Origin of the sequence: Cohnella sp. CFH 77786, assembly GCF_019400745.1 — a bacterium.
In the GTDB taxonomy this organism is placed as follows: domain Bacteria; phylum Bacillota; class Bacilli; order Paenibacillales; family Paenibacillaceae; genus Cohnella.
The window spans coordinates 344,243-357,367 of the sequence record NZ_WJIB01000002.1; the positions used below are offsets into that span (position 1 = coordinate 344,243).

Consider the following 13,125-nt stretch of genomic DNA (forward strand, 5'->3'; position numbering starts at 1 on the left):
ACCTACCGATCGGGGTATGCTGAAGAAGCAACGACACAATATCACTACAGGGGTGATCGGTAAGTATGAAACTGAAAGTGCTTTCTATTCTCGCCTTGGCCGGAACCGTTGCGTTAACGGGCTGCGGCGCCAACAAATCCGGAAGCAGCGCGGAGCCTTCGAAGGAGACGCAATCAAGCTCGCCGGCGGCATCGGCTTCGTCGGACGCGTCGGCAGCGCCGGTGGATGTGACATGGTTCAGTACGATCGGATTCTGGAACCCTCCTCAGTGGGATGCGAAGCCGGGAACGGTGATGGGCGAAATCACGAAGAAGACGGGGCTCACGTTCACCTATAACATCCCGGCGCAGGACGGCCAAACGAAATTGAGCCTGCTGATGGTTTCGTCGGGGGACTTCCCGGATATCGTTACGGACTTGCCCTATGATGGAGAGTCCGTCAAATTGGCGAAATCAGGTAAATTCTGGGACTTGGAAGAATTTCTGAAGAAATACGCTCCGGATTCGCATTTGCTTAAAGATTTTCCTCAGGATATCAAGAAGGAACTGATCAAACGCGACGGCGGTTGGTACGCCATTCCGAGTCATATGGCCAGTGACGAGCTGAAGAAGCAATTCCCGCCTTCCAGCGATTATTTCGCAGACAATGCAAAATACGGCGACAACAAGGGCATTGTGGTCAATACGAAGATTTTGAAGCAAGCAGGTCTTACGTTGGACGATCTGAAGACCGAGGACGGATTGCTTGCGGCGCTCAAGAAAGTGAAGGACATGAACCTGAAAGTGGACGGGCAGGCTGTCATTCCGCTTTCGGTGGACGGCAAGAACTATGCCGGCTCCACGCTCCAATTTCTGCAGAAAACGTTTGGCGCCATGAATATCGACAAAGACGGCAAATTCAGGAATGTTCTCATGGCTCCGGAAACGAAGCATGCGTTTGAATTCCTGTTCAAGGCCAAACAAAACGGCGCCCTCGATGCCAGCCAATTGACCTTGGATACTTCGGCGCTGGACGCGCAGCTCGTGTCCGGACGGGTGTTCGCTTTCATCGGCAATATGGCCAATGTTCACTACTATGACAACGATTACTTCGCTTCTCCCGGCGCGATTCTGTCGAATACAGGCGCAAAACCCGTTTATGATTATTATTCCATCCCGAGTACGGGCTGGATGCAAACGTTTATTTCCAAATCGACCAAGCACCCGGAGCAGTTGGCGAAATGGCTTGATTATATGACGAGTCCCGAAGGCTTGATCCTCAATCATTACGGCATGGAAGGCGTCGATTACAACAAAAATGACCAAGGCCTTCTTATCGAAACGGATACGGGAATCCAAAATCGGAAAGACGCCAGCAAAACGGCAGTGGATATCTTCTGGCCATTCGCCAATGTGGACTTCTTCAATCATATGGATCCGGCTCCTACCAATAAGATCGGCGCCGGCGGATTGTTAGACGCCGAAGTGAAAACCGCGTTCGCGAGAACGCCGGGCGTTGTCAGATACGACGCTTCCGTATTAACGGTGCCAGGCGACTTCTATGCGCCGGGAACTGCTAATCAACAGATTAATAATGACGTCCAGCAATACCTGCAAGTGCAGATTTCGAAGATGGTCCTGGCGAAGGATGAAGCGGCGTTCAACAAGCAATATGACGAGTATGTCGCCCAAATGAAGAAATTGAAAATCGAACAGCTGGATGCGGCTTTGAACGAAGAGCTCCAAAAGCAACAGAAAGAAATGGGCGTAACGGTAAAAGGGGTTAATTCTTAACCGCACGATTCGATCGAAAAAAAGTGCCAAAGTGCCTGTGTACTGAATGGCGCTTTGGCACTATCATTTTCCGCCAGAGGTGAATAGGGATGGCGAAACCATACAAGCTTGGGCATGATTTCCGCACCCAGCTGGAGCTTAAGATCATGCTGTGGCCGGCGATTATGATCATTTTCATCTTCAACTTTGTTCCGTTATACGGGTTGTTATTGGCTTTCAAGCATTACGATCCTCTAACCGGAGTCAAAGGGATTTTCACCAGTCCCTGGAACCATTTCGAGAACTTCCGGCTTGTTTTCGATAATTTTCAGTTTTGGCCCATGGTGAGAAACACGCTCGGCATCAATCTTTTGGGGAATTTGATCGGGATTCCGGTTACGATGACGTTCGCGCTGTTGTTGAATGAGATCAAGCATGCGAGGTTCAAATCCTGGGTACAGACCGTCACGTATCTGCCGCATTTTCTATCGTGGGTTATCTTCGGAGGCTTGTTTATTAACCTGCTCAATCCGGATAGCGGCATCGTGAATTATGTGCTCTTGCATTTGGGTTTGATCGACGAGCCCATTCAATTTCTGGGCGATCCCAAGCATTTCTGGGGCGTCGCCATCGGGACGGGATTATTGAAAGACCTGGGTTGGGGAGCGATCCTGTATTTGGCTGCCATTGCGGGCATTGACCAGTCTTTGTACGAGGCTGCCGCGATCGACGGCGCAGGCCGCTTCAAACGGATCGTACACGTCACGATTCCCGGCATTCTGCCTACGCTCATGATTCTGATCATCTTCGCCGTAAGCGGCATGTTGAACAACAATTTCGACCAGATTTACGTGCTGCAGAATCCGGTGAACTTGCCGACAAGCGAGGTCATCGATACGTTCATCTATCGTGTAGGGCTCCAACAGTTTCAGTTTGACACGGCGACTGCGATCGGTTTGTTGAAATCGGTGTTTGCGCTTATTTTGTTGGTAGGAGCCACCACGCTATCCAAGAAGCTTACAAAATCGGGTTTGTTTTAGGGGGTGTCCGGCATGGTTGGAGGCAGGAGTTGGAGAGAGCGCCTATTTGCCGTATCGAATGTCGGCATCATGCTCATTGCGATGCTATTGACGTTATATCCGTTTTGGTTTTCGATTGCGAACTCTTTGAATACGGGAGACGATCTTCGGTTCGGTCCCATCTTTCTATGGCCGAGGGATTTCACATGGGCGAGCTGGGAGACCGTCTTGCTGGATCCGAGCATTCTTCATGCGGCTTGGATCAGCGGATCGCGCACGGTGATCGTAACGGCGGTTTCCATTACGTATACGGCCATGTTCGCTTACGCGTTTTCCCGCCCTTATTTGAAGGGCAAGTGGTTTTATGCGGCGGTCGGCTTTACGAGCATGTATTTCAGCGGCGGGCTGATTCCATCGTTTATGCTCATGAATTGGCTCGGATTGTATGATCAATATTGGGTTTATATCCTTCCGTTCCTGTTTTCCGGATTTTGGAACGTCATCATTTTCAATGCGAATTTCAAGGCCATATCGAGCGCATTGTTCGAATCGGCCAAAATAGACGGCGCGAATGAGTTTACGATTTTCTTCCGAATCGTCTTTCCCTTGTCGAAGCCGGTTTTGGCCGCCCTTTCCGTTTTCGTGGCGGTCGGTGTGTGGAACGATTACGGAGTGACTTTGTACTTCACCCAATCGACGGATTTGCAGACGCTGCAGTACTTGATTCTGAGGTTGGTCCAGTCGAGCGACGCGGTTGAACACATGGCGAATTTAGTGGGCGGCAACAATCCCAATGTCGCGTCTCTCTATTCCAAGGTTCAAGGCCAGGGAGCCGTTAACGCCCGAACGCTGCAGCTGGCGTCGATGGTCATCGCATCGATTCCGATGATTATCCTATATCCGTTTGCGCAGCGCTTCTTCGTGAAGGGCGTGCTGCTCGGATCCGTGAAGGAATAACGGCGAGAACGGATGTACGTTTCGGTGTCCGGCCCTAGAGAAAGCAGGAATGCACAGTACGGGACATGAACTCCATGTCCTGATCTGTGTATTTTTAATCGCTGGTTCCGTTTGTATTTTACCGTTTTGCTTTCGTTACGTACGTTCCCGCAATGAAATCGTGAATCGAACGCTTATCCTCGCGCAATCCGACCATAAAGGCGCTGACGATCGCGGCGATGCCCACGGTAATCCCGTAGATTAACCCGCCTACGATATTCCGCATGAGCATGGTCCCCAAACCGAGGTTTTCACCGTTTACTTTCGCAATCCGTATCCCGGCCAGTCGTTTACCAATCGTATACCCATTCCATAAGATCGGAAGCAACAGTGTATACAACAACGATACGATCGTGTTGAAAATATTATCATTCCAGCTGCCCGTAACCAGAAAGCTGATTAGCGCCAAGGGAACCGACACGATAATGCCGTCAAGGATTTGGGCATAAAACCGGATCCAGAAGCCCGCTGGTCGTGCAATCGATTGATCTGTCAATGACACGGGTTGTCCTCCTTGCGAATCCCTCAACAGGTTGGTCCATTTATTACTGCCCCAGCTTGCAGTAAATTATTAGCTTTCTGTGCGTCCGTCTCCAAGGCCGCTTTTGTTTGAGTTGAATGAAGAGGTGATTGGAAGTGAAGGAAATGAAACTTTCGGATGCCGTTGCTCCGAAATCGATTCAGCGGAAGTGCGGAGTAAAATCGAGAAGGCAAAGATCAGGGTCGACGAGAAATACGCCGGATGGTTACTGCTACGTGATCGGTGTGGAAGATCTGATCCTGGAACATGAAGGAATAAGAGGCCCGCGAACCGGGCTTTTTCCTTTTTGATGATCATGGGAGGCTGGCAGCCGGAGGCGAGAGGCGAAGGGCATCAACGCAGCCATTTCGACGCCCAACCGTAGATTTGCTCAATAATCGGCTCCACGTCTTTGCCTTTTTCCGTCAATTCATACACAACCCGCGGCGGAACTTCGGGATATATCGTTCGGGTGACCATGCCGGCGGCTTCCAGCTCCTTTAACCGTTCCGAGAGCAGGCGGCCGCTGGCATCCGTATCTTCTTCCAGTTGGCAGAAACGTTTCGGTCCGGAAAGCAGCTGAAGCAAAATGGAGACCGCCCATTTTTTTCCTAATATCTCCTCCATGGCTTGGGTAACGATACATTTCCTTGGGACTTGCATAACGGAGCATCCCCCTTGTCTGATTAAGGTTATTATTTATTATAGCACAAAAATAATGACTTGAAATAAGTAAGTTACTGTTGTATAGTTTAGTTACACAAAGTAAGTGAATAGACCAAGTTCAAGATTATTTTTTTCATCCAATACTTACTTTTCGTAATGACATTACGATTAATCACAATTGTTCTTTCGGACCTTCTGACCTCAAAATTGGCTGCATAAGGAGATGGAAATCTGTTGATGACGAAACTACCGAACCCTGAAGTCATTTCTCTTCTGCAAGGAAAAGTACAACGGATCGAAACCGGAGAGGGAGCCGTCTACCTTGCCGGACCCATTAAAATGCCGATTAACCTCATGGGGAAAACCGTTCCGTTCAACTGGTATTGCTGGCTGAAATCCCGCGAAGAGACAGTCGATGTGGGGCGTTTGATCGCCATGCTGTCAGAAGGCAATTTAGCGGAATTTCAACAATCGAGCGTTCTGGTTCACGGTGATTTTCAGCATGCCGAACGCGCCTTGATTCGGTTTCACTCCATCTGCCATACCGGAGATATTTTCGGCAGCAAGCGCTGCGATTGCGGCTATCAGCTGAAGCAATCGCTGAAGCGCATTGCCGAGCACGGACATGGCGCGTTGTTTTATTTGGCGAATCATGAAGGCAGAGGGATTGGCCTCTTCAGTAAAGCCCTCGCCTACATCCTTCAGGAGAACGGGTACGATACCGTCGATGCGAACCTGAAGCTTGGATTCGTCGATGACGCCAGGGATTACAGCGATGCGATTCATGTCTTGAAATCTCTTCGGTCCAAACCGGTCACGTTGATTACGAATAACCCTCGGAAACTCGAAGCCCTCACGAAAGCCGGATTGGACGTGGAAGAACGGGTTCCGTTGTGGGGGGACGTGTCCGAGTACAACGTCAAATATTTGAAGACGAAGATAAACCGTGCCGGTCACTTGAATGAAGACGGAAGCGTTGTGGCAAAGACTGTCTAATTTCAAGTGCAATTCTTCGATCAATGGAGGGGGACATTCTCATGGAACAAGTCATGAAGGCAAGTTCGGTTGAAGAAATCGTGAGAACCAGAAGATCCGCGAATAACTTCGACGGTAATGTGAAGATTACACGCCGGGAAATCGAAGAAATGTTCGAATTGGCGAAATTCGCTCCATCCGCTTATAACCTGCAACACGCGAATTATGTAGTGGTCGATGATCCCGAACTCAAGCTCAAGGTGAAGGAAGCCGCCTATCGTCAACATAAAGTAGAGACCGCTTCTGCCGCTCTTCTGGTTCTTGGGGACTTGGAAGCCTATAAGGATGCCGAACGCATTTATGAAGGCATGCTTCATCTAGGTATGTTGGATGAGCTCTCTTATCGGCAAACCATTGATTCCATTCATGCGGCATACCAAGACGTACAATTTCGAAAAGAAGAAGCCATCCGCAATGCCTCGTTATCGGCTATGCAGTTTATGCTCATTGCCAAATCGAAAGGTTGGGATACTTGCCCGATGATCGGCTTTGACCCCGAACGAATGAGAAGCCTCTTAAACATTCCCGATCGATATCATATCGTCATGATGATCACGATTGGCAAAGAAAAAACGAATCATCCCAGACCCAGAGGCTACCGTAAGCCGGTCGGCGAGTTTGTTCATTTCGGACCCTTTTAATGGGACTTGAAAGATGCTCGGTGATAGGATCAACATGAAATGCCGGCAGTGTAAACCCGCACTTAAATCGGGTACAATGGGGGGAGGTACAGCATTTGGGAGGGAACCGCCATCGTCCTTTCATCCCGCCAATCAGAAATCGTCGAGCTGGTTCGCAAGTTCGCCCCGATCACGGGAGAACAGATTGCGGAGCGACTTGGCGTCACCCGCCCCACCATCCGGTCCGATTTGGGATTGCTGGTCATGTTGGGCTATCTCGACGCGAAGCCCAAGGTCGGCTATTTTATCGGCCCCGCCTTTCCGGACGAGCAGGCCGGCCTGGCTCCGATCGCGGACATGCAGGTTCGCGAAGTCATGGGCGCTCCGGTCGTGCTGCGCGATACGGCGACTGTCAGCGACGCCGTGGTCGCGCTGTTTCTCGAGAATGTCGGGAACCTGACCGTCGTCGACGCAACTGGTTCGCTGGCAGGGATAGTGTCCCGTAAAGATTTGATCAAAGCCACTTTCGGCAATCCCCAGGCTTCCTCCGTTCCGCTCAGCATGGTCATGACCCGCTATCCCAATATCGTGACAATTTCCCCCGATGAAACCGTCCGTAAGGCGATAGGCAAAATGATCGAGCATGAGGTGGACGGACTTCCAGTGGTGCAACAGGGAGTGAATGACGGCGGTGTCAAGCCGGAGGTGGTCGGCCGAATCACCAAAACGACGATTATCAAGCTGCTTTACGATGTAATTAAGTAGCATCAAAGTCCGCCGACCTCGGATTGGGTAGTTTTCGATTAGGGCTGTTGGAAAATTTCCAATGGCCCTTTTCTTTGGAAGTCCCTCGCTAACGCCCCTCTCTCCAACCTTCAGATCGTTTTTTTATCATTTAGATTTTAGATAATGATCATAGAAGATCTGAAATTTACATTCCCTTAACCATCCCATAAGATCAAATCAGCAATTCCATAGTGATAGAGAGTTGCGAATCTACCATAAGGGAGTAGGTCTATGAAAACAGCGAGAACGTTGAAAATGGTGAAAACGGTTGCAACGGTCATCTTTACGCTAATGGTCGCGGTCGCGTGCACCAGTCAGAACGGTTCCTCCGATGATTCGGCGTCCTCCGCGTCTAATGCGCCTTCGGCATCGACCAAGGCCGCCTCGTCCGAACAAGCCGAACGCGGGGATTTGGTTGTCGCGATGGGTGCGGAGCCGGTGAAGTTGGACCCGCAAGACGCGAGCGACGGGGTCTCCAACAACGCGAACGAGCTTCTGTATGACAAGTTGGTTACGCTGGACCGGGAAGGCAAGATCGTACCGCAGCTCGCCGAAAGCTGGACCTTCTCCGAAGACCGGAAGAAGATTACGTTCAAGCTTCGCGATAACGCGAAATTCCAGGACGGCACGCCGGTCAACGCGGAAGCGGTGAAAGTGACGTTCGACCGCGTTCTTAACAAGGAGAACAAGCTGAACCGCTATTCTCTCTTTGGGGCATTTATCGACAAGGTGAACGTGGACGGCGAGTATCAGGTTAGCTTCGATCTGAAATTCCCTTTCGGACCGGCTTTGATGACGTTTGCGCACACGAATGCCGGCATCCACAGCCCGAAAAACTTGCAGGAGAAGGGCTCGGACGTGGGAAAATCACCGGTAGGCTCAGGCCCGTTCAAGCTCAAAGAATGGGTGCCCGGCGACAAAGTCGTATTCGAAGCTTTCGACGATTATTGGGGCGGCAAACCGAAGCTCAAAACCATTACGTTTAAAACGGTTCCGGAAAGCTCGGCTAGAACGATCATGCTCGAGACCGGCGAAGCGGACGTGGCCCTGCCGATCTCGATTACCGATATCGACCGTTTAAGGGAAAATCAAGATTTGACCGTGAATATCGAACCAAGCTCGAGAAACCTGTACTTCGCGCTTAATACCACGAGGCCGCCGTTTAACGATCCGAAGGTTCGGCAAGCCGTCAATTACGCCGTGGATAAAGAAACGATCGTCCGGAAAATCATGGGTAATAATGCGATCGTGGCAGAAGCGGCAATCGGCCATGATACTTGGGGATTCACGCCGGTCGGGGCATACCCTTACGATCCGGAGAAGGCCAAGCAGTTGCTGGCGGAAGCGGGCGTGAAGGAAGGAACGACGATCAAGCTGTGGACGGCGGATGGCCGCTACTTGATGGACCGTCAAATCGCCGAGTTCGTGCAAGCGAACTTGCAGGCCGTCGGATTCAAGGTCGAGTTCCAAAAGCGGGATTTCGGTTCCTACACCGATGGGTTGAGGGAGAAGGACGCGGATTTCAATCTATCCGTCAATGCGTGGGGCAATTCGACCAACGACGCAGACTGGGGCTTGCGGCCGGTATTGGGAACGGACGGTTCCAGCAATTACTCGAAATTCTCCAGTCCGAAACTGGACGAACTGCTCGAACAAGGCATGAAAGAAGTCGACGAGGCAAAGCGCAAACAAATTTATGCGGAAGCCCTGCAGTTGGTTAAAGATGATGCGCCTTGGATTTTCGTTCTGGACTACTCGCAAACGACGGGTGTTCGGAAAAACGTTGAAAACGTCTATAGTTGGGCAAACGAACGTCTCATCCTGAGAGAAGCATCGAAAAAGTAACCGAGAGGAGGGGACTCCCCCTCCCTTTCCTGCTTGGAGGGAGCACATTGACGACTTACGCGATCAAACGCGTTCTGCAGATGATCCCTACGCTGATCGGCGTATCCGTTCTCGTTTTTATCATGATCCATTCCATACCGGGCGATCCCGCGCGGCTGATCGCGGGATACGATGCCACCGAACAAGACGTCCAGTTGATGAGAGAACGGCTCGGGCTGGATCAGCCGCTGATTTACCAATACACCCATTATGTCGGAAACCTGCTCAAAGGGGACTTGGGCGACTCGCTCCGTTCCGAACGGCCCGTTCTGCACGAAATCATGATCCGGTTTCCGACGACGATCAAGCTCACGCTTATGGCCATCGGCTTCATGGTGGTCATCGGATTGCTCGCGGGCATCTTCTCGGCGACCAAACCGAACAGCAGAAGAGACAACGGGTTCATGATGCTGTCCTTGTTCGGGATTTCCATGCCCGTCTTCTGGCTCGGATTGATGCTCATTCTGCTTTTCTCGTATTATTTCAAGTTGTTGCCTTCCGGGGGCAGCGATCACTTCAGTCAGTTCATATTGCCGTCGTTCGCGGTCGGTTTATCGTCTTCCGCCATTCTGGCCAGGCTCACCCGATCCAGCTTGTTGGAAGTGATTCATCAGGACTTTATCCGAACCGCACGCGCGAAAGGCGTTAAGGAACGTGTCGTTATCCTGAAGCACGCGCTCAAAAACGCGCTCATCCCCATCATTACGATTGTCGGCCTGGAATTCGGCCATTTGCTCGGAGGCGCGGTATTGACCGAAACCGTTTTCTCCATGAACGGATTGGGGCGATTTATCATCCAATCGATTGAATACCGCGATTATCCGGCTGTTCAAGGCACCGTATTATTTTGCGCGGCGATTTTCGTTGTCGTGAATCTGATCGTCGATCTTTGCTACAGCTTAGTCGATCCGCGTGTCAAGTACGAATAAAGGAGTAACCTACATGAGCCGAACGACAGCTCCTGCCGCAACACCCTTCGAATCGAATGTATCCGGCGTCGCCGCTTCCCGGTCTCCCTGGAGGCTGATGGCGAGGCGTTTCCGGAGAAACAAACGCGCCATGGTGGGGTTATGGATGGTAGCGGCCCTGATTTTGTTGGCTTCCACCGCTCAATGGATCGCACCGTACGATCCTTACCAGCAAAACATGGAAGTCATGCTTGAGGGGCCGAATTTGGCGCATCCGTTTGGCACCGACGAATTCGGCCGGGATATCTTGTCCCGAATTCTATACGGAACGCAAATCTCGCTGATGGTCGGTACGGTCGGAGTCCTGATCTCTCTTGTGTTCGGTGTATTCCTCGGCACCGTCTCCGGTTATTTCGGAGGTTGGCTGGATTCGATCATCATGCGTTTCATCGATATTTTCATGGCGTTCCCCAGCTTTCTGCTCGCGCTTGCGATTGTCAGCGTTCTCGGACCTGGCATGATTAACGTGATGATCGCCATCGGAATCTTTTCCGTCCCGACATTCGCGCGGATTTCCCGCGGCGCCGTCATCGGGATCAAGAACAAGGAATTCGTCGAAGCGGCCAAGGCGATGGGCGGCTCCCATCTATTGATCATTTTCAAACACATTATTCCGAACAGTATCGCGCCGGTCATCGTGTTGTCCACGCTGCGGATCGCGACCGCCATTCTGACCGCGGCCGGTCTCAGTTTTCTCGGTATGGGCGCGCAGCCGCCTACGCCGGAATGGGGGGCCATGCTCAGCACGGGTCGCGGGTATTTGCGCGTTGCGCCGCATGTCAGTACGATTCCCGGGCTGGCCATCATGTTCATGGTCCTTGCGTTCAATATGCTGGGTGACGGCCTGCGCGACGCGCTGGACCCCAAGATGAAACTATAACGGCTTTGCGCGGAGGGGAATTGCCGGTGAAGAAAATATTGGAAATCAAACAGCTGCAAACGTTTTTCTATACGGATGAAGGTGTCGTGCCCGCTGTAGACGGCGTCGATCTCGTCGTTCATGAAGGGGAGACCGTCGGCGTCGTCGGAGAATCGGGCTGCGGCAAAAGCGTAACCTCGCTGACCGCCATGCGATTGACGCCGGGCAAAGTCGTCGGAGGCTCGATTACGTTCGACGGCCGCGATCTTCTCGCCTGCACGGAAGAAGAGATGCGCGATATCCGAGGTAACGATATGGCGATGATTTTCCAGGAGCCGATGACCTCCTTGAACCCCGTATACACGGTCGGGGATCAAATCGGCGAGGCCGTTCGAATCCATAGGAAAGCGGGCAAGAAAGAAGCGAAAAAGCGCGCCGTCGACATGCTGAAGCTGGTCGGTATCCCCCGTCCTGAGCAAATCGTGGACGAGTATCCTCACCGATTGTCCGGCGGCATGCGGCAACGCGTGATGATTGCCATGGCGATGTCCTGCAATCCGAAGCTGCTGATCGCGGACGAGCCGACGACCGCCCTTGACGTGACCATCCAAGCGCAAATCCTGGATCTGATGAAAGAACTCAAACGGAAGCACAACACCGCGATCCTGATGATCACGCACGATCTGGGCGTCGTGGCTGAAATGTGCGACCGCGTCGTCGTCATGTACGGCGGCAAGGTGGTGGAACAAGCGGATGTGGTTACGTTGTTCACGAATCCGAAACATCCGTATACGAAGGGCTTGATTCAGTCGATTCCGTCTCTTGAGAGCAATCAGAAGCGGCTGCATTCCATCAAAGGGAACGTACCCGCTCCCAACCGTCTGCCCCCGGGGTGCAGCTTCGCCCCGCGGTGCGAGTTTGCGATGGATAGTTGCCGCGCTCAACCTCCGCAATTTCTCGAAGTCGAAGCCGGGCACTACAGCAGATGTTGGCTTCATGCACCCGAAGAAAGGGGGACGTTCGATGAAGCAGCCGCTCATTGAAGTAAGGAATTTGAAAAAATATTTTCCGATCAAAAGAGGACTGCTCAATCGGCGGCCCGCCTATGTGAAAGCGGTAGACGGCCTGGATTTCACGATTTTCAAAGGGGAAACGCTCGGTCTGGTGGGAGAAAGCGGCTGCGGGAAATCGACGACCGGCAGAACGCTGCTGCAGCTTCTGACTCCTACGGAAGGGGAAGTGATCTATGAGGGATATGATCTCGCCGGCATGACCCCGGGGCAGCTGCGGCCGCTTCGCCGCGACTTGCAAATGATTTTTCAGGACCCGTATGCCTCGCTTGATCCGCGGATGACCGTCGGAGACATTATCGCGGAGCCGATGAAGATCCATCGTCTCGTTCCGAGAAAAGAGCTGAACGGGCGCATCGAAGAACTGCTGAGCGTCGTCGGATTAAGCGGCTACCATTCCAAGCGTTACGTACATGAGTTCAGCGGCGGCCAACGGCAGCGCATCGGCATCGCGAGGGCGCTGGCCTTGCGTCCGAAGCTGATTGTCGCGGACGAACCGGTCTCCGCGCTCGACGTTTCGATCCAATCGCAAGTGATCAATTTGATGCAAGATTTGCAGCAGCAGTTTCAACTGACGTATTTGTTTATCGCGCACGATTTAAGCGTCGTGAAGCACATCAGCGACCGGATCGGCGTGATGTACCTCGGCGGTATCGTGGAATTGGCGGAAAAACAGGAACTGTTCGACGACCCGAAACACCCTTACACCCGCGCGCTGCTGTCCGCGGTGCCGATTCCGAACCCGCTCGTCAAGAAGGAACGGATCGTGCTGACCGGCGATGTGCCAAGCCCGGCCAATCCTCCGGCCGGCTGTGCCTTCCATACGCGATGCAGCGAATGCATGGCGATATGCCGCACGGAGAAGCCGGCGCTTCGGGAAGTGGACGGACGATTTGTCGCGTGCCATTTGTACAACGAATAGAAACGGAAAGCGATATACGGAGGGGAATC

General features: G+C 52.2%; 13 protein-coding genes. 11 read left to right on the top strand and 2 right to left on the bottom strand.

What is annotated here, in order from left to right; genetic code table 11:
• Positions 1-65: 65 nt before the first annotated feature.
• The 3 genes from GE107_RS04320 (at position 66) to GE107_RS04330 (ending at position 3,727) form a co-directional block, all read left to right on the top strand.
• Complete coding sequence (locus GE107_RS04320) at positions 66-1,772, top strand: extracellular solute-binding protein (RefSeq protein WP_219638252.1); 1,707 nt, start codon at positions 66-68, stop codon at positions 1,770-1,772.
• A gap of 89 nt (positions 1,773-1,861) precedes the next feature.
• Positions 1,862-2,791 (top strand): ABC transporter permease, encoded by a 930-nt coding sequence (locus GE107_RS04325; RefSeq protein ID WP_219638253.1) that lies wholly within the window; start codon positions 1,862-1,864, stop codon positions 2,789-2,791.
• A gap of 12 nt (positions 2,792-2,803) precedes the next feature.
• Positions 2,804-3,727 carry a carbohydrate ABC transporter permease gene (locus GE107_RS04330; RefSeq protein ID WP_219638254.1) on the top strand — a complete coding sequence of 308 codons (924 nt, stop codon included), beginning with the start codon at positions 2,804-2,806 and terminating at the stop codon, positions 3,725-3,727.
• Between the two features lie 118 nt (positions 3,728-3,845).
• Here GE107_RS04330 and GE107_RS04335 read toward each other — a convergent pair whose 3' ends face one another.
• Positions 3,846-4,268: an RDD family protein gene (locus GE107_RS04335; RefSeq protein ID WP_370636240.1), complete on the bottom strand. Its 423-nt coding sequence runs from the start codon at positions 4,266-4,268 to the stop codon at positions 3,846-3,848.
• Between the two features lie 372 nt (positions 4,269-4,640).
• Entirely contained in the window at positions 4,641-4,949 is a 309-nt protein-coding gene (locus GE107_RS04340; RefSeq protein WP_219638255.1) for a winged helix-turn-helix transcriptional regulator, read from the bottom strand.
• A gap of 240 nt (positions 4,950-5,189) precedes the next feature.
• Here GE107_RS04340 and GE107_RS04345 point away from each other — a divergent pair, with 240 nt between their 5' ends.
• The 8 genes from GE107_RS04345 to GE107_RS04380 all read left to right on the top strand — a co-directional run bounded on the left by GE107_RS04345 (position 5,190) and on the right by GE107_RS04380 (position 13,096).
• A complete protein-coding gene (locus tag GE107_RS04345) occupies positions 5,190-5,948 on the top strand; it encodes a GTP cyclohydrolase II (protein ID WP_219638505.1) in 759 nt (252 codons plus the stop codon).
• 41 nt (positions 5,949-5,989) lie between these two features.
• The gene (locus GE107_RS04350; protein WP_255570176.1) at positions 5,990-6,628 is read left to right on the top strand and encodes a nitroreductase family protein; all 639 of its coding nucleotides are present in this window, start codon (positions 5,990-5,992) and stop codon (positions 6,626-6,628) included.
• Between the two features lie 111 nt (positions 6,629-6,739).
• The gene (locus GE107_RS04355; RefSeq protein WP_370636259.1) at positions 6,740-7,372 is read left to right on the top strand and encodes a helix-turn-helix transcriptional regulator; all 633 of its coding nucleotides are present in this window, start codon (positions 6,740-6,742) and stop codon (positions 7,370-7,372) included.
• A 252-nt stretch (positions 7,373-7,624) separates the two neighbouring features.
• Positions 7,625-9,238 (top strand): glutathione ABC transporter substrate-binding protein, encoded by a 1,614-nt coding sequence (locus GE107_RS04360; RefSeq protein ID WP_219638256.1) that lies wholly within the window; start codon positions 7,625-7,627, stop codon positions 9,236-9,238.
• A gap of 47 nt (positions 9,239-9,285) precedes the next feature.
• On the top strand, positions 9,286-10,206 hold the full coding sequence (nikB, locus tag GE107_RS04365) for a nickel ABC transporter permease (protein WP_219638257.1): 921 nt from the start codon (positions 9,286-9,288) through the stop codon (positions 10,204-10,206).
• A gap of 13 nt (positions 10,207-10,219) precedes the next feature.
• Positions 10,220-11,125 carry a nickel transporter permease gene (nikC, locus tag GE107_RS04370; protein WP_219638258.1) on the top strand — a complete coding sequence of 302 codons (906 nt, stop codon included), beginning with the start codon at positions 10,220-10,222 and terminating at the stop codon, positions 11,123-11,125.
• 26 nt (positions 11,126-11,151) lie between these two features.
• Entirely contained in the window at positions 11,152-12,147 is a 996-nt protein-coding gene (locus tag GE107_RS04375) for an ABC transporter ATP-binding protein (protein ID WP_219638259.1), read from the top strand.
• Entirely contained in the window at positions 12,128-13,096 is a 969-nt protein-coding gene (locus GE107_RS04380) for an ABC transporter ATP-binding protein (RefSeq protein WP_219638260.1), read from the top strand. Before GE107_RS04375 ends, GE107_RS04380 begins: the two co-directional genes overlap by 20 nt.
• The last annotated feature ends 29 nt before the right edge of the window (positions 13,097-13,125 follow it).